The following is a 20,457-nucleotide window of genomic DNA, read 5'->3' on the forward strand; positions in this document are numbered from 1 at the left end:
CGCGTGCCGGTTTCGTCGATGCCCGGCTCCATAAACGGCATTCGTGCTCAGAAACGCGTTGCGGGAGCGTTTCCGGGCACGGATGCCGTTTATGCGTGCGTGGAGGCGGGGCGCGGCGCGGCGCGGCGCGGCGCGCGGGCGCGTCAGCGCTTGCGGAGGAGGGCGATCGACATGGCATCCGTGCCGTGGCGGTGCGGCCACAGTTGAGCGCGGAGCGAGCCGTCGGCCTGCTCCGGCAGGTCGATCTCGTCGACCGCCACGGCGCGCACGACGGCGCGGGCGTCGAGCTCCTCCGCCGCGTCGCCGAGCGTCCGCGTCACCTCGGCCAGCACTCCGGAGGTCTCGGCCAGGTGCGGGGAGCACGTGACGTACGCCAGCACCCCACCCGGCTTCAGGGCCTCGAACGCCGAGAGCACGAGCTCGCGCTGCAGCTCGGTGAGATCGGGCACGTCGGCCGGCGTCTTGCGCCAGCGCGCCTCGGGCCGTCGGCGCAGGGCTCCGATCCCGGTGCAGGGGGCGTCGACGAGGATGCGATCGTACTCCCCCGCCGCGCGGGCCGCGCGCTCGCGCCCGTCCTCCTCGCTCACCTCGACCTCGAGGGGGACGGATGCCACGGCCTGCCGCACGAGTCCCGCTCGCGCCGGCGCGATCTCGTTGGCATCCAGTCGGGCCCCGTGGGCGAGGGCCTCCGCGGCCAGCAGGGCGGTCTTGCCTCCGGGGCCGGCGCACAGGTCGAGCCAGCGCTCCCCCTCGCGCACGGGCAGCGCCCGGCTGAGCGCCAGGGCGGCGAGCTGCGAGCCCTCGTCCTGCACGCGGACACGTCCGCCCGTCTCGCGGATGAGGTGCTCGGGGTCGCCCCCGCGCGTGGTGAACGCCGTCGGCGCGAAGCGCGCGGGGGTGGCGTCGTCGGGGACCTCGGCGAGGCCCGGGAGGGCGATCATCGCCACGCGCGGAGCGACGTTGTCGGCCTCGAGCAGTCCGGGGAGCTCATCCGCGCGTCCCTCGGCGGTCAGAGCGCGACGCAGGGCCCGCACGATCCACACCGGGTGCGAGGTCGTCAGGCCGATGCGCTCGTCGTCGCTGCGCGCCCCCTCGGCGACGCGCTCCATCCAGTGCCCCGGGTTGTCGCGCGACACGCGACGCAGCACGGCGTTGGCGAACCCGGCGGCACCGCGCCCGCCCCCGTTCCGGCGGGCGAGCTCGACCGACTCGTTGACCGCCGCGTGCGAGGCGACGCGCGTCGACAGCAGTTGATGGACGCCGAGGCGGAGCGCATCGAGGACGGCGGGATCGATGCGGTCGACCGTGCGATCGGCGGCGATCGCGATGATCGCGTCGTACGTGCCGCGACGGCGGAGGGTGCCGTACGTCAGCTCGGTCGCGAGGCCGGCGTCCTTGGCATCCAGACCCTGCCGGGCGATCGCGTGCGGCAGCAGCAGGTTGGCGTAGGCCTCGTCTCCCGAGACGGCCCGCAGCACCTCGTAGGCCGCCGCGCGTGCTCCCTGAACGCTCATGCGCCCAGCACCGGCTGGTCGGTGCGCAGGCCTCGGAACCAGTCGCCCGCGTTCATCGCGCCCTTGCCGGCCGGCTGAACCGTCTCGAGACGCAGCGGCGAAGTGCCCGTGCCCACGACGACCTCTTTGCCGGATGCCGTGACCCGGCCGGGCGGAAGGGGCGGTGCGTCCGACGCCGACGCGCGCAGCACCTTGAGTCGGGCGCCGTCGAACGTGGTGTGGGCCCCGGGCTCGGGGGTGACGCCCGCGATCTGGTGCAGGAGCGAGGCTGCGTCGCGGGTGAGGTCGAGGGCGCCGTCGTCGAGGGTGAGCTTCGGGGCGAGGGTGGGCTCGCCCTCCTGCGGGGCCGCGACGGCGGTGCCGTCGGCGATCCCGTCGACGACGCGCGCGAGCAGAGGAGCGCCGATGTCGGCGAGGGCGTCCAGGAGGTCCGCCGAGGTCGCCCCCGACGGGACCTCGTACCGCTCCTCGGCGAAGACGTCGCCGGCGTCGAGGGCGGCGACGAGCTGGAACACGCTGGCTCCCGTGACGGCGTCGCCCGCGATGAGCGCGCGCTGCACGGGGGCGGCTCCACGCCAGCGCGGCAGCAGCGAGAAGTGCAGGTTGATCCAGCCGCGATCGGGGGTCGAGAGCAGCGGCTCGCGCACGAGACCGCCATAGGCGACGATCACGCCGAGGTGCGGCTCGAGCGCGGCGATGCGGGCCGTGGCGTCGGCGTCGAGGCGATCGGCCTTGATGACGGGCAGGCCGAGCTCGTCGGCGGCCTGGGCGACCGGCGACGGCGTCAGGACGCGCTTTCGTCCGAGCGGGGCGTCGCTGCGCGTGACGACCGCGGCGATCTCATGGGGACCGGATGCCAGGGCGCGGAGCGACGGGACGGCGACGGCGGGGGTGCCGGCGAAGACGAGGCGCATGGTTCTCCTCAGACTCTCGGAAGCGGGCGGATGGGTGGGGGGCGCGCTCAGAGGTCGGGCTCGGGGATGTCGAGGCGGACTCTGAGCGTACTGCGCGGGCGGGGACCGCGATCTTTGCGCGACTTGCGCGCCCGTAGCGCGTCGGCGATGACTCCCGCGCGCAGCGCCTCCGCGACCGCGCGGCCGTGGGCGTAGTCGAAGCGCACGAGCGCGCGGGCCGTCGCGGTGTCGGGGTCTGTCGAGGTGTCGACCGGCCCCAGGACGGCGAGGGCGTCGAGATCGGGCACCGTCTCGCGGAGGGAGGCGAGGAGAGTGTCGACGCTCCGGGCGTGTCCGTCGACGCTCGCCACGCGGACGGCCGGGGGCATCCGCAGCGGCGCGCGGTCCGCGAGCTCGGCGCGGGCGTAGGCCGGCTGCGTCCAGGTCGCGAGCGCCCGCGCGACGGGCCCGGCGACGCCGACGAGGTGAACGGGCGCGCCGGGCGCGGCGAGGGCCGCGGCGTTCGACCACCAGCGCAGGCAGTGCTCCCCGATGCGCAGCGCCTCGTTCTGCAGCATGCGGTCGCCGTCGAGCAGGATCACGGCGCGGTACCCGCCGCGCGCGAGCGGTTCGGCGCCGCGCGTCGCGATCACCAGGGCCGGGGCGGCATCCACCTCGGCGACCTGGTGCGCGCCGTCGGCGACGATCACCCGTGTGTTCGGGAAGGCCCGGCCGAGCTCATCGGCCGTGCGCTCGCTGCCCGAAGAGGCCATGCGCAGTTTGACCGACCCGCAGTGACCGCACGACCACGCGTGCGCGCTGCGGCCGCACCACGCGCACACCGGCGTCGCCCCGGGGCGGGCGGCGCGGAGGGGACCCGCGCAGTGCGGGCACCGCGCGGGCCGGCGGCAGTCGGCGCACACGAGCGACGGCGCGTAGCCCGGACGCGCGACCTGCACGAGCACCGGTCCGTGCTGCAGGGCTTCGCGCGCGGCGGCGAAGGCCGAGGACGGGACGCGGGACTGTCGCTGCTCGCCCTCGCGCGTCGCACTCAGCACCACACGGGGGCTGGGGCGTCGTGCCTGGGGCACCTCGCGCACGTAGCCGACGTCGACCAGTCGCTGAACGTCGGAGGTGCGCGTGTGTCCGGCGAACACGAGCGCCGAGTGCTCGATCTCCTGTCGCACGAGGGCGGCGTCGCGCGCGTGCACGCCCGGCGAGAGCGGTTCGGCGAGCAGCGAATCGCCGTCGTCCCACAGCGCGACCAGGCCCGTGTCGTGCGCGGGGGCGTACACCGCCGAGCGACGTCCGACGACGATGCACGGGACGGGGGCGAGGGTGCGCAGATACTGCCCGTAGCGCGCGGGACCCGACTGGTCGGCGTCGTCGCGGACGATCGCCTCCGCGGGCACGAGCTCGGCCAGGGCCGCCAGCAGCTGTGCTTGGTCGCGGTAGTCGGGCACGATCAGCACAGCGCTCCGGCCGCGTGCCAGCGTGCGGGTCGCGGCGGCGGCGAGGAGGTCGGCCCAGGCGCCGCGTGGCAGCTCGGGGTGCGGGTGCGGCGGGGCGTCGACCGCGAGGCGCTCGCCCGCGTCGAGGGCGGCGCCGAGGCCGGGATACGCGCCGAGGACGCTGTCGGCGTGGTCGCGCGCGGCGGGGACGACGTCGGGCGTCGCGGGTGCGGGGGCCGCCGCCCACGCCTTCTCGGCGCGGACCATGCGCTTGGGCACGGCCAGACGCAGGATGTCGCTGACCGAACCCGCCGCGCGATCGGCGACGCGCCGAGCGAGCGTGTACAGGCGTGCCGGCAGCACGGGCGTCGTGGACACGACCGCCTCGACGGAGGAGAGCGGACGTTCGGTGCCGTCGTCGGCGACGACCTCGACGACGAACGCCTCCATCATGCGACCGGCGGACCGCAGGGGCACCTTGACCCGCACCCCCGGTGCCACGTCGGCGACGAGGGGGTGCGGGATGGCGTAGTCGAACAGGCGGTCGAGTTGAGGGACGGGCGACTCGAGCTGCACGCGCGCGACGCGGCGCTCGCTCATGAGCGCGCATCCTCGCCGCGGGCCCGCTCAGCAGCCGGGCGGCCGGCAGCGGCCGCGTCACCGCGCGAGCCTCCCTGGCACGCACCCTCGACGCGGGCGGGGTGCTCTCCCCCACCCACCGTCAGAGTCCGGCGGAGGTACGCAGCTCGTCGACGCGGTCGGTGCGCTCCCACGTGAAGTCGGAGAGCTCACGGCCGAAGTGGCCGTAGGTCGCCGTCTGCGCGTAGATCGGACGCAGCAGGTCGAGCTGCTCGACGATCGCGGCAGGTCGCAGGTCGAACACGTCGCGGATGGCCCGCACGATGACGTCGTCGGCCACGTGCGCCGTTCCGAACGACTCGACGTACAGACCGACGGGGTTCGCCTTGCCGATCGCGTAGGCGACCTGCACCTCGAGACGGTCGGCCAGGCCCGCTGCCACCGCGTTCTTGGCGACCCACCGCATGGCGTATGCCGCGGAGCGGTCGACCTTCGACGGGTCCTTTCCGCTGAAGGCGCCACCGCCGTGACGCGAGGCCCCGCCGTAGGTGTCGATGATGATCTTGCGGCCGGTGAGCCCGGCGTCGCCCTTGGGCCCTCCGATGACGAACGGTCCCGCGGGGTTGATGTAGTACTTCACGTCGGGCAGCTCGAGACCCGTCTCGGCCAGCACCGGGTCGATGACCGCCGCCTGCACCTCGGCGCGCAGGTCTTCCTGCGAGATGTCGGGGTGGTGCTGCGTGGAGAGCACGACCGAGTCGACGGTGCGCGGGGTGAAGCCGTCGTAGCCGAGGGTCACCTGCGTCTTGCCGTCGGGGCGGAGGAAGGGCAGCGCGCCGCTCTTGCGGACGGATGCCAGGCGCTCGGCGATGCGGTGGGCGGTCCACGCGGCCATCGGCATGAGCTGGGGCGTCTCGTTCGTGGCGAAGCCGAACATGATGCCCTGGTCACCCGCGCCCTGGAGATCACGGGGGTCGACGGAGCCGCGCTCGCGCTGCTCGAACGCCTTGTTGACGCCCGCGGCGATATCGGACGACTGCGCGCCGATCGACACGCTGACCCCGCACGACTCCCCGTCAAAGCCGGTGTCGCTCGAGGTGTAGCCGATGCGATTGACCACGTCGCGCACGATCGCGGGGATCTCGACGTAGGCGCTCGTCGACACCTCGCCGGCGACGTGCACGAGCCCCGTCGTGACGAGGGTCTCGACGGCCACGCGACCGGTGGGGTCGTCGGTGAGGATGGCGTCGAGGATGCTGTCGGAGATCTGGTCGCAGATCTTGTCGGGGTGTCCTTCGGTGACGGACTCGGACGTGAACAGGCGCAGGTCGGTCAAGACGACTCCGGGGTGGTTGCGAGCGGGGAACGGGCACAAGTATGCCCCGGGCGGCGCCAGGCCGCCCGGGGCATCGTCACATCTGTGAACAGATCACTCGGCGGCGCGAAGGCGCAGCTTGTCCTCGTGGATCTCGTGCAGAGCGATCGTCAGCGGCTTGTCTTCGACGGTGGAGTCGACGAGCGGGCCGACGTTGTCGAAGAGGTTGCCCTCGTGCAGGTCGGAGTAGTAGTCGTTGATCTGACGCGCGCGCTTGGACGCGTAGATGACGAGCTGGTACTTCGAGTCGACCTTGTCGAGCAGAGCGTCGATGGGCGGGTCGATGATGCCCTTGTCACGTCCGGCCATGGGGAACCTCCTGGTTCGGCGGATGGGGTGGATGCGGCGCTGAAGCGCCGAAGCATCCTCTTATTCTAGCCGACGCCCGCGCGGCTCGTGCCGAGGGCGGTCGGGTGGGTCGGGCTCGCGGGTTCGGGACGGGTCACGCCGTCCGGGGCGGATCTTCCACGCCCGGATGACGGGAATCCGCCGCGAACCCGGTTCAGGCCCCGGTCAGTGCTGAGCGGCGGCGAGGGCGACGACCTGGGCGGCGGCGTGCGCCACCTCGTCGTTCACCACCCGGTAGTCGAACTCGTTCTGCGCGGCGAGCTCGACGCGGGCCGTGCGCAGGCGCCGGGCGCGCTCCTCGGCATCCTCCGTCCCCCTCCCGACCAGGCGCTGGACGAGCTCGTCCCAGCTCGGCGGCAGGAGAAACACCAGGGTCGCCGACGGGTCGGCCGCGCGCACCTGACGCGCGCCCTGCAGATCGATCTCGAGCAGGGCGGTGCCCCCCTCGGCGAGGACGCGCTCGATGGGAGCGCGCGGGGTCCCGTAGCGGTTCTTGTTGTGCACGACGGCCCACTCCAGCAGCTCCCCCGACGCGACCAGGCGGTCGAATTCCGCGTCGTCGACGAAGTAGTAGTGCTCGCCCTCGACCTCACCCGGGCGCGCGGTGCGCGTGGTCGCCGACACCGACAGGTGGATCTCCGGGTAGTTCTCCTTGATGTGCGCGGCGACCGTGCCCTTGCCGACGGCCGTCGGCCCGGCGAGCACGATGAGGCGGCTGCGTCCGTCGCGCGGCCCCGGCTCGGGCCACCGCGTGTCGAGGAAGTCGCGGAGCGCGTCGCGCTGGCGAGTGCCGAGACCGCCGAGCCGCTTCACGGGCGAGATCCCGAGGGATGCCAGGATGCGGTCGCGCTTGCTCTCGCCGATCGCCGGGATCGCGGTGAGGAACTCGGTGACGCGCATCGCCCCGGCCGGCGACAGCGGGTCGGCCAGGCCCCGGCGCAGCAGTTCCTGCGGCGAGATCACGCGGGTGGAGACGTCGCGCTTCAGCGCGGCGCGTTCGCGCCGCGCCTCGACGGCGCGGCGCGAGGCGGCGGCACGGTCGACCTCGGGCGGACGACGGGTTTCAGCCATGCAGGGACTCCCGGTAGAGCGCGGCGCGCTCGTCGATGCGGGCGGCGAGGCGTTCGGGCCCGACCGCGAGGATGCTTCGGCTCTCGTTGGCGACGACGGCCGAGGCCACGTATCCGAAGAGTCGGCCGAGGTCGGCGGGCGCGGCTCCCTGAGCGCCGAAGCCGGGCGCGAGGATCGGCATGCCCGCGAGGGCCACATCGCCGAGACCGAAGGCCGCACGGTCGACGGTGGCCCCCACCACGACTCCGACGGGACCGAGAGCGCCGGGGGCGCCGACATTGGCCTCGTTAACGTCGCGGGCGACCCGCGCCGCCACGTGCTCGTGATCGCCGATGGCGAGGGCGTCGTCGACGATCGCGCTCTGCAGCGCGCGGGCCTCGGGGTTGCTCGTCGCGGTGAGGACGAACGCGCCCTTGCCGTGGCGTACCGCGAGGGACAGCGTGTCGCGCAGCGAGTCGGCACCCATGTAGGGCGTCAGCGTCACGGCATCCGCTTCGAGGGGAGAACCGGGCTCGAGCCACGCGTGGGCGTAGCCCTCCATCGTCGTGCCGATGTCACCGCGCTTGGCGTCGGCGATCACGATGAGCCCCGCGTCGCGGGCGGCGGCCATGACGTCCTCGAGGGCGGCGAAGCCGCGGGAGCCGTAGCGCTCGTAGAACGCCACCTGCGGCTTGACCACGCCGACCCTCCCCCGCGCGGCCTCGACCGTGCGCAGGCCGAACTCCCGCGCGCCCTCGGCCGTGGCATCCAGCCCCCACGCCGACAGGAGGGCGGCGTGGGGGTCGATGCCGACGCACAGGGCGCCGTGCAGGTCGAGGGCGGCGTGAAGGCGCTGACCGAACGTGTCGCTCACAGGCGTCCCGCGCGGTCGGTGGCGTGCTCCTGGAGGCTGCGCACCGCGAAGCCGTCCTTCATGGCGCCGAGAGCGCTCACCGCGGCGCCGAGGACGGCCATCGTGGTGAACAGCGCCTTGTCGGCGGCCACGGCGGCGGCGCGGATCTCGTAGCCGTCGGCGCGCGCGGTGCCGCCGGAGGGCGTGTTGACGATCATGTCGATCTCGCCGGCGTTGATCAGGTCGACCACGTTCTGCTGGCCGGAGCCCTGCGTCTCGGAGTACTTCTCGACGACCTTCACCCGGATGCCGTTGCGCGCGAGGATCTCGGCCGTGCCCTCGGTCGCCATGAGCTGGAAGCCGAGCTCCTGGAGGCGGTGGGCGGGCAGGATGACGGCGCGCTTGTCGGCGTCGGCGACTGAGATGAACACGGTGCCCGAGGTCGGCATGCCGCCGTACGCGGCCTCCTGCGACTTCGCGAACGCGGTCGGGAAGTCGCGGTCGATGCCCATGACCTCGCCCGTCGAACGCATCTCGGGTCCGAGGACCGAGTCGACGGTGTGCCCGTCGGCGGTGCGGAACCGCTTGAACGGCAGCACGGCCTCCTTGACGGCGACCGGCGCATCGAGCGGCACGCGCGAGCCGTCCTGTTCGGGCAGCAGTCCCTCGGCAATGAGCTCGGCGATGGCGTTACCGGCCATGATGCGGCTGGCGGCCTTCGCGAGCGGGATGCCGAGTGCCTTCGAGACGAACGGCACCGTGCGGCTCGCGCGGGGGTTCGCCTCGATGACGTAGAGGACTCCCGCCGAGATCGCGAACTGCACGTTGAGCAGGCCGCGGACGCCGACGCCCTTCGCGATCGCGAGCGTCGCCTCGCGGACGCGGTCGACCTCGGTGCGGCCGAGCGAGACGGGCGGCAGCGTGCAGGAGGAATCGCCGGAGTGGATGCCGGCCTCCTCGAGGTGCTCCATGACGCCGCCGATGTACAGGTCGGTGCCGTCGTACAGCGCGTCGACGTCGAGCTCGATCGCGTCGTCGAGGAAGCGGTCGACCAGGAGCGGCAGGCCGGGTCCGATGATCGCCTGATCGGCCACGCGCACGAAGTAGTCGCGCAGCGCCTCGGTCGAGTAGACGATCTCCATGCCGCGTCCGCCGAGCACGAAGCTCGGGCGCACGAGCACGGGGTAGCCGATCTCCTCGGCCACCTGCACGGCGCCCTCGACGTCGATCGCGGTGCCGTTGCGGGGTGCGACGAGGCCGGCGTCGTCGAGCAGGCGCGAGAACAGCTCGCGCTCCTCGGCGAGGTCGATCGCCTCGGGGCTGGTCCCGAGGATCGTGTAGCCCGCGGCCTCGATGCCCTTCGCGAGGCCCAGAGGTGTCTGTCCGCCGAGCTGACAGACGACGCCGAGGATCGTGCCCGACTGGCTCTCGGCGTGCAGCACCTCGAGCACGTCCTCGAGCGTCAGCGGCTCGAAGTACAGGCGGTCGGACGTGTCGTAGTCGGTCGACACGGTCTCGGGGTTGCAGTTGACCATGACGGTCTCGTACCCGGCGTCCGACAGGGCGAACGAGGCGTGCACGCACGAGTAGTCGAACTCGACGCCCTGGCCGATGCGGTTGGGGCCCGAGCCGATGATGACGACCTTCGTGCGGTCGGAGGGGGTGACCTCGGTCTCGGCGTCGTACGAGGAGTAGTGGTACGGCGTCAGGGCCGGGAACTCCCCCGCGCACGTGTCGACCGTCTTGTAGACCGGGCGCACGTCGAGCGCGTAGCGGGCCTCGCGCACCGCCGTCTCGTCGAGCTCGCGGATCTCGGCGATCTGGGCGTCGCTGAAACCGTGCTCCTTCGCGACGCGGAGGGTGTCGGCATCCAGCTCGTCGGCCTGCGCGATGAACTCCGCGACCTCGTTGATCAGCACCATCTGGTCGATGAACCACGGGTCGATCGCCGTGGCGTCGAACGCCTGCTCGGGCGTCGCGCCCTTGCGCAGCGCCTGCTGCAGCACAACGATGCGGCCGTCGGTCGGGGTCTTCGCGATCTCGAGCAGCTCCTCGACCGAGCGGGACTCCTCGCCCCAGTGGAAGCTGGAGCCGCGCTTCTCGAGCGAGCGCAGCGCCTTCTGCAGGGCCGTGGAGTAGTTGCGGCCGATCGCCATCGCCTCGCCGACCGACTTCATGGTGGTCGTCAGCGTGGTGTCGGCGGCGGGGAACTTCTCGAAGTTGAACCGCGGCACCTTGACCACGACGTAGTCGAGCGTGGGCTCGAAGCTCGCCGGGGTGACCTTGGTGATGTCGTTGGGGATCTCATCGAGCCGGTAGCCGATGGCGAGCTTGGCCGCGATCTTGGCGATCGGGAAGCCCGTCGCCTTCGACGCGAGCGCGCTCGACCGCGACACGCGCGGGTTCATCTCGATGACGATGATGCGGCCGGTCTGGGGGTCGACGGCGAACTGGATGTTGCAGCCACCGGTGTCGACGCCCACCGCGCGGATGATGTCGATGCCGATGTCGCGCAGGCGCTGGTACTCGCGGTCGGTCAGGGTGAGCGCGGGAGCCACCGTGATCGAGTCGCCCGTGTGCACGCCGACCGGGTCGACGTTCTCGATCGAGCAGACGACCACCGTGTTGTCGGCGGTGTCGCGCATGAGCTCGAGCTCGTACTCCTTCCACCCCAGGATCGACTCCTCGAGCAGCACCTCGTTGGTGGGCGAGTCGTGCAGGCCCGCACCGCCGATGCGGCGGAGGTCAGCCTCGTCGTACGCGAAGCCGGAGCCGAGGCCGCCCATGGTGAAGGACGGACGCACGACCAGCGGGTAGCCGAGCTTCTCGGCTCCGGCCAGCAGCTCGTCCATCGAGTGGCAGATGACGGATGCCGCGACGTCGGCGCCCGCCTCGAGCACGAGCTCCTTGAAGATCTGGCGGTCCTCACCGCGGTTGATCGCGTCGAAGTCGGCGCCGATGAGCTCGACGTCGTACTTCTCGAGGATGCCGCGCTTGTGCAGCTGGATCGCCGCGTTCAGGGCCGTCTGTCCGCCGAGGGTGGGGAGCACGGCATCCGGCTTCTCCTTGGCGATGATCGACTCGATCACCTCGGGGGTGATGGGCTCGATGTACGTCGCGTCGGCGAAGTCGGGGTCGGTCATGATCGTCGCCGGGTTGGAGTTGACGAGGATGACGCGCACGCCTTCTTCGCGCAGCACGCGGCACGCCTGGGTGCCGGAGTAGTCGAACTCGCAGGCCTGACCGATGACGATCGGGCCGGAGCCGATGACGAGGACGGAGGTGATGTCGTCGCGCTTAGGCATTGGTCTTGGTCTCCTGGGTCGCGATCACCATGTCGCGGAAGCGGTCGAACAGGTAGTTGGCGTCGTGCGGACCCGAGGCGGCCTCGGGGTGGTACTGCACGCTGAACGCGGGGATGTCGAGGGCGCGCAGACCCTCGACGACGTTGTCGTTGAGGCCGATGTGGCTCACTTCGACCCGGCCGAAGCCGTTCGGGCTGTCGATGACGGCGTCGAGCGGCGCGTCGACGGCGAAGCCGTGGTTCTGCGACGTGATCTCGACGCGGCCGGTGGTCTTGTCGAGCACGGGCTGGTTGATGCCGCGGTGTCCGAACGGCAGCTTGTAGGTGCCGAAACCGAGGGCGCGGCCCAGAAGCTGGTTGCCGAAGCAGATGCCGAAGAAGGGCAGGCCGTCGCTGAGCACCTCGCGCAGGAGCTCCACGTGCTGGTCGGATGCCGCGGGGTCGCCGGGGCCGTTCGAGTAGAACGCCGCGACCGGCTCGATCGCGCGGATCTCGTCGATCGTGGCGGACTGGGGGAACACGTGCACGTCGAAGCCGCGCGTGGCGAGGTTGTCGATGGTCGACTTCTTCACGCCCAGATCGAGCACCGCCAGGTTGCCGATGCGCTTCGCGGTCGCGGGGGTCACCTCGACCTCGGTGACCGAGACCTCGGCCGAGAGGTTGCGGCCCGCCATGCCCGGAGCCTCGCACACGCGACGCAGCTGCTCCTCGGCATCCAGGCTCGCGGCCTCGCCGGAGAAGACGCCGCCGCGCATGCTGCCCGAGGAGCGGATCCGGCGGGTGACGGCGCGGGTGTCGATGCCCGAGATGCCCACGATGCCGTCTTCGACGAGCGCCTCGTCGAGCGAGCGGTTCGCGCGCCAGTTCGACACCATGCGCGAGGGGTCGCGCACGACGTAGCCGGCGACCCAGATGCGCCGCGACTCGGGGTCTTCGTCGTTCACGCCGGTGTTGCCGATGTGGGGGGCCGTCTGCAGCACGATCTGGCCCGCGTACGAGGGGTCGGTGATCGTTTCCTGGTACCCGGTCATGCCGGTGGCGAAGACGACCTCGCCGAGGGTCTCGCCGCGTGCGCCGTAAGCGCGGCCGGTGTAGCGGGTGCCGTCTTCGAGCACGAGGACGGCCGGTTCCCGCGCGGAGAGCGCGGAAGGGATCAGGGAGGTCATGCGTCGCTTCCTGTCGAGGTGAGGGGGCGGATGGCGTCGGCCAGTGATTTGGCCGAGGCGTCCTGAGGACGGAGGTAGGTGTCGACGATCGTGTCGTCGTCGATGCGCCAGCTGACGCGCGTGAGGCCGCCTGCCTCGACCACGCGGTCGATGGCGACGGTGGCCTGGGCGGCGTCCACCAGGCGGTCACGGGTGAGCGCGATGCGGGGCTGGCCCGGGAGGTCGAGGGCGACGCCGGCCGAGGTGACCGTGACGTCGACGCGGGAGCGGAAGCCGAGGCCCTTGACAGCGAGACGCTCGAGCGGCTCGTCATGACGGGTCGTGGCGACGTAGAGCCCCGGGAACACCGCCGTCTCGACGGCGTCCGCGGGCAGCTCCCCCACCGGGGCGGAGTAGCGCGCATCGCGCCGCGTTCGTCGCCACCACGCCCACGCGAGAACCGCGAGGAGCGCGACGGCGACGCCGATCATGACGAGCAGGGCACCCTCTTTGCTCACGCGAGCACTCCCGGGGTGTCGAGAACGGAACCGTCGACGACCGTGGGGATGCCGGAGCGCACGGTCCAGCGCACCTCTCCCGGGAGCTCTCGGCCGAGGTACGGGGAGTTCTTGCTCCGGCCACGCAGGTCGTCGAGCACGAACGTGCGCGAGGGGCGCGGGTCGTACAGGGTGAACGAGGCCGGCCGGCCCTCCGCGACGGAGGTGCCGTGCCCGTCGAGGCGGCCGATCCGCGCGGGGGTCTTCGACATCACCCGCGCCACGTCGGCCCAGCTGAGCAACCCGGTGTCGACCATCGCCTGCTGCACGACGCGCAGGGCGCTCTCGAGGCCCACCATGCCGTTCGACGCGGCGGCCCACTCGCAGGCCTTCGCCTCGGTCGGGTGCGGAGCGTGATCGGTCGCCACGATGTCGATCGTGCCGTCGGCGAGGCCCTCGCGCACGGCCATGACGTCTTCCTCGCGGCGCAGCGGCGGGTTGACCTTGAACCGCGCGTCGTAGTCGCGCACGAGCTCATCGGTCAGCAGGAGGTGGTGCGGGGTGACCTCGGCGGTCACGTTCACGCCGCGCTTCTTGGCCCAGCGGATGATGTCGACCGAGCCCGCCGTGCTCAGGTGGCACACGTGCAGGCGAGAGCCCACGTGCTCGGCCAGCAGCACGTCGCGCGCGATGATCGACTCCTCGGCGACCGCGGGCCAGCCGGTGAGGCCCAGCTCGGCCGAGACGGCGCCCTCGTTCATCTGCGCGCCTTCGGTGAGGCGCGGGTCCTGCGCGTGCTGCGCGACGACGCCGTCGAAGGCCTTCACGTACTCGAGGGCTCGGCGCATGATCAGCGGGTCGAAGACGCAGAACCCGTCGTCGCTGAAGACGCGGACACGCGCGCGGGAGTCGGCCATCGCGCCGAGCTCGGCGAGGCGCTCGCCCTTCTGCCCCACCGTCACGGCGCCGATCGGCTGCACGTGGACGTAGCCGGCGGCCTCGCCGAGGGCGAGCTCCTGCTCGACCACGCCGGCGGTGTCGGCGACCGGCGAGGTGTTCGGCATCGCGAAGACGGTGGTGAACCCGCCCGCCGCCGCGGCGCGCGAGCCCGTGAGGATCGTCTCGGACGCCTCGTAGCCGGGCTCGCGCAGGTGCACGTGCAGGTCGACGAGACCCGAGAGGGCGATGAGACCGTCGGCGTCGACGACCGTGGCGCCCGCGTGCGAGAGGCCGGAGCCGGTCTCGGCGATGACGCCGTCCTTCACGAGGAGGTCGGTGGCATCCTGACCCTCGACGCGTGCGCCGCGCACCAGAAGGGTCTGGGGGGTGGCGTGGCTCATCGGAGGTCCTCTCTCTCGCTGTCGGGCCGCTCGCCCGCCAGCAGCAGGTAAAGCACGGCCATCCGCACGGAGACACCGTTCGTGACCTGCTCGAGCACCGTCGAGCGCGGGGAATCGGCGGCTTCGGCGGAGATCTCCAGGCCCCGGTTCATCGGACCGGGGTGTAGAACGATGCTACCGCCCGGGAGGGCCTGCAGACGCCGCGCGTCGAGACCGTACCGGCGGGAATACTCCCGTTCAGTCGGGAAATACGCAGCCGACATGCGCTCGAGCTGGATGCGGAGCATCATGAGCGCGTCGGGTCCGGCCGCGATCGCGTGGTCGAGGTCGTAGTCCACCTCGACGGGCCAGCCGCTGACGTCCTGGGGCACGAGCGTCGGCGGGGCGACCAGCGTGACGTGCGCGCCGAGGGTGTGCAGCAGCCATACGTTCGAGCGGGCGACGCGCGAGTGCAGCACGTCGCCGACGATCGTGACCCGGATGCCGTCGAGGTCGCGGCCGCGGCTGTCGTCGCCGTGCAGGCGCTTGCGGATGGTGAACGCGTCCAGCAGTGCCTGAGTGGGATGCTCGTGCGTGCCGTCGCCCGCGTTGACCACGCCCGCGCTGATCCAGCCGCTGGTGGCGAGCGTGCGGGGTGCGCCGGAGGCTCCGTGGCGGATGACGACGGCATCCGCCCCCATCGCCTGCAGCGTCTGCGCGGTGTCCTGCAGCGATTCGCCCTTGCTGACGCTGGAGCCCTTCGCCGAGAAGTTGATGACGTCGGCGGAAAGACGCTTGGCCGCGGCCTCGAACGAGATGCGGGTGCGCGTGGAGTCCTCGAAGAAGAGGTTGACGACCGTCTTGCCGCGCAGCGTCGGGAGCTTCTTGATCTCGCGGCGCTGGGTGTCGGCCATGTCCTCGGCGACGTCGAGGATCTCGAGCGCGTCGGCGCGGGAGAGGTGCTGGGTGTCGAGGAGGTGCCTCATGACTCGATCGTCACCTCCTCGACGCCGTCGATCTCGGCGAGGCGCACGTTGACCCGCTCGTCGCGGGCGCTGGGGAGGTTCTTGCCCACGAAGTCGGGGCGGATCGGCAGCTCGCGGTGGCCGCGGTCGATCAGCGTCGCCAGGCGCACCGCGGCGGGGCGTCCGATGTCCTGCAGGGCGTCGAGGGCGGCGCGGATGCTCCGCCCCGAGAACAGCACGTCGTCGATGAGCACGACGGTCTTGCCGTCGATGCCGCCGGCGGGGATCTCGGTCCTGCGCGGGGCCCGCGTGGGGTTGCGGTGCAGATCGTCGCGGTACATCGTCACGTCGAGGGATCCGACCGGGACGGCCGCTCCCCCGAACTCGCTGACGAGGGGGCCGATCCGGTTCGCGAGCGTGACGCCGCGGGTCGGGATGCCGAGGAGGACGAGTCCATCCGGTCCTTTGTTGGACTCCAGGATCTCGTGCGAGATGCGCGTCAAAGCGCGGGCGATATCGGCATCGTGCATGACGGTGCGCGTATTCATCCGCCGCTCCCTTCTCCGCCTCACGGGACGGGGTTAAAGGTTGCTGTGGTTCGTTGACCAGCTTAGCGGGTGCGGCGGGGTGAAATCTGAGCGGCGGCGGCTGATCTCGGGCTCTGGCGCTCGCGGTGAGTGCGGATATTCGTACATTTGTTCTATGGATGTGAGCGCACCGATCGACCGCCTTCGGGTGGCGAGCGAGCGTGTCGTCGAGCTGGTTGCGGGGAACGAGATCGAACTCCTCGGCGATCGCGAGGTCGTGGAAGTGATGGCCGAGGTCACCGCGGCGCGGAACGCCCTCGACGTGCTGGCGGCGTGCGCTGCGCGGGTCATCGACGCGAGGTCGACGCGCGATCGGGGAGGCGCGGGCCTCGCGCAGAGGGCGGGGCATCGCAATGCGACCGAACTGCTGCAGTCGCTGACGGGCCTGCCCCGGGGGGATGTGACCCGGTCGGTGAAGACCGGGGGTGATCTGTTCGGTGAGGCACCTCTCGAGCGTGGGAGCGGGGCTGGCGGTCCGGCGTCGAGCGCAGGCCCGGCAGCGTGCCCGGCCACGGCGCCGGGGGCGAGCGCGGGGCCGGCGGCGAGCGCGGGGTCGGCAGCGAGCGGAGCGGGGGCGGAATGGCTCGAGCGCGCAGCCGGCGCGCTGCGTGACGGATCGCTGAGCCACGCGCAGTTCCGGGCCATCCGCGTGGGGCTGGGTGAGCCACCTGTCGAGAGGTATCGCGAGCTCGACCCGGACCTCCTCCCCCGCGCCTGGGCGACGGCCGTCGAGCGGTTGATCGACGAGGCGCCGCATCGGCCGGTCGAAGAGTTGCGGGCGTCCGCCCGGATCGCGCGCGACCGGCTCGACCCCGTCGGTGTGAGGGTGCGGTTCGAGGAGCGATTCGCCGCCCGGTCGTACCGTTCGTGGGTCGATGAGCACGGGCAACGGCACGGACGGTTCGTGTTCGACGACGACGCGGCGGCATGGGTCGACGCGATCATTCAGGCCGCTCTGCGTCCGCGGCGTGGACCGCGGTTCGTGGATCCGGATGCCGTGGTCGCTGACGCCCCCGATGATCGGTCGGGCGAGCAGATCGCCTACGACACGTTGATCGCGGTCCTACGCACCGGAGCCGCAGCGGATCCGGCGCAGGCGTTCGGCGACCGGCAGCCTGGGGTGCGGATCGTGCTGGAGGCATCGGCGCTGGTTTCGAGCGCGGCGGATGGCGTCGAGCGACCGAGCGTCGGGACCGAAGTGCGGTCGGGTGTCAAGACTGTCGTGCGCGGCGTCGGACACTTCGAAGACGGTGGGGAGGTCCTCCCCGGCGGGGTCGTCGAGAGCTATCTCTGCGATGCGGGCGCGGTGCCTGTCTCGTTGAGCGAGGCGGGGCGGCCGCTCGACGTCGGGAGGCATCAGCGTCTGTTCACCCGCGCCCAGCGGATTGCGATCGCCGTGCGCGACGGCGGCTGCGTCGGCATCGGATGCCGAGCTCCCATCTCGCAGTGCGAGATGCACCACATCGATCACTGGGCGTCGGATCGTGGCAGAACCGACGTCGACGACGGCGTTCCGCTCTGTCGGAACCACCACCTCGGTCTGCACAATCGCGGCGAGAAGATCGTGCGTCAGCGGGATCCCGTGACCGGCAGGGATTCGTACTGGTTGCACGCGCCACCCGATCCGCGCACGGGCGAGGTGCGACCGCCGACGCTGTTGCGGTCGAGATCTCCGCGCCGCTTCGGCGCGGCGTGAGCGAGCGCGGGCGGATGCAGATCGCCCGAAGGGAATCGTGCCGTGCAGGGTGCACCCTGAGCGTCGAGGTATCCGCCGGCTGCTCACCGCTGTGCGTTCGAACGCGCGGGGTCGGGTCACGGAAGGGCGCACCCCGGGGCATCGCGGCATCCTCCGCCTCCTCCCCGCTGTGCAGCGGAACGCGCGGGGTCGGGTCTCGGAGGTTCGCTCCCCGAGTCCGGCGGATCCACCGCCTGCTCACCGCTGTGCGTTCGAACGCGCGGGGTCGGGTCACGGAGCATTGCTCCCCGAGTCCCGCGGATCCACCGCCTGCTCACCGCTGTGCGGTCGAACGCCCGCGGTCGGGTCACTCCTCGTCCGCGACGACCTCCGCCTTGAATCCCGCGGAGTTCTCGAGCCACCCGGCATAGTGCGACGGGCCGCCGGCGAACGGGTAACGCTCCTGATACAGCGGGCGCCACCCGTGGGCGCTCGCCGCGGCCATCACGGCATCCACCTGCCCGCGAGAGCCGCCGAGGAAGGCGAGATGGTTCACCCCGGGAGCGCGCCGGTCGTGATCGAGCCCCGACAGGTTCGGTGAGGTCGTCAGCGTCAGGTACGGGCCATCACCCGCACTCCACGTCTCGCCGTCGGCCCAGTGCGCGGTTCGCTCGAAACCGACCGCGGAGAGCAGCCAGCGCCATTCGGACTGCGCCGTGGTCAGGTCGCTGACCCACACCTCGACGTGGTGAAAGCCGGGCACGGGTCAGCCCGCGGCGACCTCGGCGGCGGCGCGCTCTCCGCTCGGGGTGGTGCGCACGCGCGACGAGCGGATGGGATGCCCCGTCGTCGTCAGGCAGCGACCCGTTTCCAGGTCCCACTTCCAGTCGTGCAGCGAGCACGTCAGCACGCCGTCCTCGATCTTGCCGGTCTTCGTCAGGTCGGCGCGCAGGTGCGGGCAGCGACGCTGCACGGTCCAGTCGCCGATCTCGGCATCCTCGGTCTGGTCCGACTGCTCGGCGTACCAGTTCTCGACGTACTCGATGCGGTCGCGCGAGAGGCACTTGAGGAACGTCGTGAGGAACTCGTTGAACTTGCCCGAGCGACCGACCTCGAACTGCATCGACAGGAAGATCGAGTTCGACCAGTCGATCTCGTGGTCGCGGATGTTCGTGGAGACGAGGTCGGCGGGGATGGTGTACCAGTAGATGCACTCCTCCCCCGCGTACTCGCGCAGTTTCGCCTTGGGGAAGTCCACGACCATGTCGAGCTCACCGATGCGGAAGCGCACCATGCCGCCCACGCCGTTGCGGATCGTGCGGGCGCGACGCAGCAGCGGCTCCCACCACTCCTTGAGGGCGGCGAGCATCTCGGCCGGCGGGATGATATCCGCGCGGGTCGCCTCTTCGGCCCGCACCTCGGCCTGGCGGCTGTCGCGCTGCTCGGCGAGGTAGTTCCACTTGTCGCCGAAGACGCGCTCGATCTCGGCATCCGTGTACAGCGTCTGCGTCACCGTGACGTCGGAGCCCTGCACCTCGACCTCGGTGCCGGGAAGGAACAGATAGCCCTTCTGGTCGGGGCGCTGCTCCTTCATGTGCGCGAGGAACTCGCGCTGGTCGGTGAAGATCGAGTCGTTCTCGAGGCCCGTGCCGTTGTAACGGAACAGCTCTTCGCGCAGGAACATGGGCGGGCCCGCCATCGGGAACACGTGCTCGGCGTCGACCTTGTCGATGTAGTACATCGCGCGCTTGTTCTGCGCGTCGCGCTTGAGCTGGGCGAAGTTCTGCTTGGCATCCTGGGGAAGGTCGTAGACCATCGGCCACCAGATCGCGCCCGAGACCTGGGTGAAGTACGCGTCGGGCTTGCCGAAGTCGAACAGCTTCTCGAGATCCAGAGGGTGGGAGTCGTTCTGATTGAGGACCGAGGCGGTGCCGTCGTCGAGCGAGAGCGACGAGTCGCCGATCGGACCGTCGGAGGGGGCGCGCAGCGGCGTCACCATGAGCTTCAGGTCGCCGAACTGCAAAGGCACGCCCGCTTCGGTACGGACGAGGTTCGTGTAGCCGAGGGCGAGGAGGTCCTGCTCGAGGTCGTCGGTCGGGTACTCGGGCAGGAGCACCTTGATGTCCTTCGGCACGTAGCGCTCGAGCAGAGCCGGATCGAAGTGATCGCGGTGACGGTGCGAGATGTAGAGGAAGTCCGCCTTGCCGAAGCGCTCCCAGTCGAGGGCACGGTTGTCGGGGAACGGGAACCACGAGCCGAAGAAGCTCGGACCGAGGACGGGGTCGCAGATGATGCTGCCGCCGCGCGTCTCGATGAACATTCCCGCGTGGCCGAGGCCGGTGATTCTCATGCCGCTCCTGTGTCGTTGGCGAACCCGTCGAGTCTACGCGGGGCTCCGGAAAGAGGCCTGAGAGCAGCAGGGGTGTCCGCGTCAAGCGGTCCGCCCGCACAATCGCCGCGGGTAACGTGCGGACCCCCACGAAAGGATTCCCATGCCCCTGGTGATGATCGACACGATCCGCGGCCGCTACGACGAGTCCGAACTGCGCACGATGATGGATGCCGTGCAGGAGGCCGTCGTCGAGGCGTTCGGCGTCCCCGACAGGTATCAGATCCTCACGCAGCACGAGCCGTTCGAGCTCGTCGCCCTCGACACGGGACTCGGCATCGAGCGCAGCGAACGCCTCGTGATTGTGCGCCTGGCGTCGAAGCAGCGCACCGAGGGCGCGAAGGTGGAGCTCTACCGGCTACTCGCCCAGTATCTGGGCGAACGCGTCGGGGTCCAGGGGAACGACCTCGTCGTCAGCATCACCGAGAACGGCGACGCGGACTGGTCGTTCGGCCGCGGCGTCGCGCAGTTCGTCACGGGCGAGCTGGGCTGAGCCGAGCGGCGACGGGGCAC

17 protein-coding genes are annotated in these 20,457 nt (G+C 71.4%); 2 read left to right on the plus strand and 15 right to left on the minus strand.

Translation table 11 applies throughout. The annotated features are described in order from the left end of the window. Positions 1–143: 143 nt before the first annotated feature. The 13 genes from AB0N82_RS10890 to pyrR form a co-directional block, all read right to left on the minus strand. The gene (locus AB0N82_RS10890) at positions 144–1,514 is read right to left on the minus strand and encodes a transcription antitermination factor NusB (protein WP_363391482.1); all 1,371 of its coding nucleotides are present in this window, start codon (positions 1,512–1,514) and stop codon (positions 144–146) included. After that, on the minus strand, positions 1,511–2,428 hold the full coding sequence (gene fmt, locus AB0N82_RS10895) for a methionyl-tRNA formyltransferase (protein WP_363391485.1): 918 nt from the start codon (positions 2,426–2,428) through the stop codon (positions 1,511–1,513). Before fmt ends, AB0N82_RS10890 begins: the two co-directional genes overlap by 4 nt. Before the next feature lie 47 nt (positions 2,429–2,475). Further along, complete coding sequence (locus tag AB0N82_RS10900; protein ID WP_363391488.1) at positions 2,476–4,458, minus strand: primosomal protein N'; 1,983 nt, start codon at positions 4,456–4,458, stop codon at positions 2,476–2,478. A 121-nt stretch (positions 4,459–4,579) separates the two neighbouring features. Further along, the gene (gene metK / locus AB0N82_RS10905) at positions 4,580–5,773 is read right to left on the minus strand and encodes a methionine adenosyltransferase (protein ID WP_315995768.1); all 1,194 of its coding nucleotides are present in this window, start codon (positions 5,771–5,773) and stop codon (positions 4,580–4,582) included. Positions 5,774–5,866: 93 nt separating this feature from the next. Then, positions 5,867–6,121, minus strand: a complete 255-nt coding sequence (gene rpoZ, locus AB0N82_RS10910; protein WP_055837405.1) for a DNA-directed RNA polymerase subunit omega — start codon at positions 6,119–6,121, stop codon at positions 5,867–5,869. A 204-nt stretch (positions 6,122–6,325) separates the two neighbouring features. Continuing rightward, a complete protein-coding gene (gene gmk / locus AB0N82_RS10915; RefSeq protein ID WP_315995767.1) occupies positions 6,326–7,231 on the minus strand; it encodes a guanylate kinase in 906 nt (301 codons plus the stop codon). Beyond that, positions 7,224–8,084, minus strand: a complete 861-nt coding sequence (gene pyrF, locus AB0N82_RS10920; protein WP_363391493.1) for an orotidine-5'-phosphate decarboxylase — start codon at positions 8,082–8,084, stop codon at positions 7,224–7,226. The genes gmk and pyrF overlap by 8 nt, the downstream gene beginning before the upstream one ends. Further along, complete coding sequence (gene carB, locus AB0N82_RS10925) at positions 8,081–11,368, minus strand: carbamoyl-phosphate synthase large subunit (RefSeq protein ID WP_363391495.1); 3,288 nt, start codon at positions 11,366–11,368, stop codon at positions 8,081–8,083. The genes pyrF and carB overlap by 4 nt, the downstream gene beginning before the upstream one ends. Then, a complete protein-coding gene (gene carA, locus AB0N82_RS10930; protein ID WP_363391497.1) occupies positions 11,361–12,533 on the minus strand; it encodes a glutamine-hydrolyzing carbamoyl-phosphate synthase small subunit in 1,173 nt (390 codons plus the stop codon). The genes carB and carA overlap by 8 nt, the downstream gene beginning before the upstream one ends. Beyond that, entirely contained in the window at positions 12,530–13,030 is a 501-nt protein-coding gene (locus AB0N82_RS10935) for a hypothetical protein (RefSeq protein WP_363391499.1), read from the minus strand. The genes carA and AB0N82_RS10935 overlap by 4 nt, the downstream gene beginning before the upstream one ends. Continuing rightward, on the minus strand, positions 13,027–14,349 hold the full coding sequence (locus tag AB0N82_RS10940) for a dihydroorotase (protein ID WP_363391502.1): 1,323 nt from the start codon (positions 14,347–14,349) through the stop codon (positions 13,027–13,029). The genes AB0N82_RS10935 and AB0N82_RS10940 overlap by 4 nt, the downstream gene beginning before the upstream one ends. Continuing rightward, complete coding sequence (locus AB0N82_RS10945) at positions 14,346–15,314, minus strand: aspartate carbamoyltransferase catalytic subunit (RefSeq protein WP_315995761.1); 969 nt, start codon at positions 15,312–15,314, stop codon at positions 14,346–14,348. The genes AB0N82_RS10940 and AB0N82_RS10945 overlap by 4 nt, the downstream gene beginning before the upstream one ends. Beyond that, positions 15,311–15,841, minus strand: a complete 531-nt coding sequence (gene pyrR, locus AB0N82_RS10950; protein WP_363391506.1) for a bifunctional pyr operon transcriptional regulator/uracil phosphoribosyltransferase PyrR — start codon at positions 15,839–15,841, stop codon at positions 15,311–15,313. The genes AB0N82_RS10945 and pyrR overlap by 4 nt, the downstream gene beginning before the upstream one ends. Positions 15,842–15,995: 154 nt before the next feature. On the opposite strand from pyrR, the gene AB0N82_RS10955 reads away from it, so the two are divergent. After that, a complete protein-coding gene (locus tag AB0N82_RS10955; protein ID WP_363391509.1) occupies positions 15,996–17,576 on the plus strand; it encodes an HNH endonuclease in 1,581 nt (526 codons plus the stop codon). Positions 17,577–17,922: 346 nt separating this feature from the next. On the opposite strand, the gene AB0N82_RS10960 is transcribed toward AB0N82_RS10955, so the two are convergent. Further along, the gene (locus AB0N82_RS10960; protein ID WP_363391512.1) at positions 17,923–18,318 is read right to left on the minus strand and encodes a VOC family protein; all 396 of its coding nucleotides are present in this window, start codon (positions 18,316–18,318) and stop codon (positions 17,923–17,925) included. Positions 18,319–18,321: 3 nt separating this feature from the next. Continuing rightward, entirely contained in the window at positions 18,322–19,905 is a 1,584-nt protein-coding gene (locus tag AB0N82_RS10965) for an MBL fold metallo-hydrolase (RefSeq protein ID WP_363391515.1), read from the minus strand. A 142-nt stretch (positions 19,906–20,047) separates the two neighbouring features. On the opposite strand from AB0N82_RS10965, the gene AB0N82_RS10970 reads away from it, so the two are divergent. Further along, a complete protein-coding gene (locus tag AB0N82_RS10970) occupies positions 20,048–20,437 on the plus strand; it encodes a tautomerase family protein (protein WP_363391518.1) in 390 nt (129 codons plus the stop codon). Positions 20,438–20,457: the final 20 nt, after the last annotated feature.

Source organism: Microbacterium sp. NPDC089186 (assembly GCF_040685115.1).
GTDB lineage: Bacteria > Actinomycetota > Actinomycetes > Actinomycetales > Microbacteriaceae > Microbacterium > Microbacterium galbum.

Excerpts from the sequence above, each read along its gene's own strand:
- AB0N82_RS10890 (WP_363391482.1), bottom strand. The coding sequence starts at position 1,514 with ATGAGCGTTCAGGGAGCACGCGCGGCGGCCTACGAGGTGCTGCGGGCC.
- fmt (WP_363391485.1), bottom strand. The coding sequence starts at position 2,428 with ATGCGCCTCGTCTTCGCCGGCACCCCCGCCGTCGCCGTCCCGTCGCTC.
- AB0N82_RS10900 (WP_363391488.1), bottom strand. The coding sequence starts at position 4,458 with ATGAGCGAGCGCCGCGTCGCGCGCGTGCAGCTCGAGTCGCCCGTCCCT.
- rpoZ (WP_055837405.1), bottom strand. The coding sequence starts at position 6,121 with ATGGCCGGACGTGACAAGGGCATCATCGACCCGCCCATCGACGCTCTG.
- gmk (WP_315995767.1), bottom strand. The coding sequence starts at position 7,231 with ATGGCTGAAACCCGTCGTCCGCCCGAGGTCGACCGTGCCGCCGCCTCG.
- carB (WP_363391495.1), bottom strand. The coding sequence starts at position 11,368 with ATGCCTAAGCGCGACGACATCACCTCCGTCCTCGTCATCGGCTCCGGC.
- carA (WP_363391497.1), bottom strand. The coding sequence starts at position 12,533 with ATGACCTCCCTGATCCCTTCCGCGCTCTCCGCGCGGGAACCGGCCGTC.
- AB0N82_RS10940 (WP_363391502.1), bottom strand. The coding sequence starts at position 14,349 with ATGAGCCACGCCACCCCCCAGACCCTTCTGGTGCGCGGCGCACGCGTC.
- AB0N82_RS10945 (WP_315995761.1), bottom strand. The coding sequence starts at position 15,314 with ATGAGGCACCTCCTCGACACCCAGCACCTCTCCCGCGCCGACGCGCTC.
- pyrR (WP_363391506.1), bottom strand. The coding sequence starts at position 15,841 with ATGAATACGCGCACCGTCATGCACGATGCCGATATCGCCCGCGCTTTG.
- AB0N82_RS10955 (WP_363391509.1), top strand. The coding sequence starts at position 15,996 with ATGGATGTGAGCGCACCGATCGACCGCCTTCGGGTGGCGAGCGAGCGT.
- AB0N82_RS10965 (WP_363391515.1), bottom strand. The coding sequence starts at position 19,905 with ATGAGAATCACCGGCCTCGGCCACGCGGGAATGTTCATCGAGACGCGC.
- AB0N82_RS10970 (WP_363391518.1), top strand. The coding sequence starts at position 20,048 with ATGCCCCTGGTGATGATCGACACGATCCGCGGCCGCTACGACGAGTCC.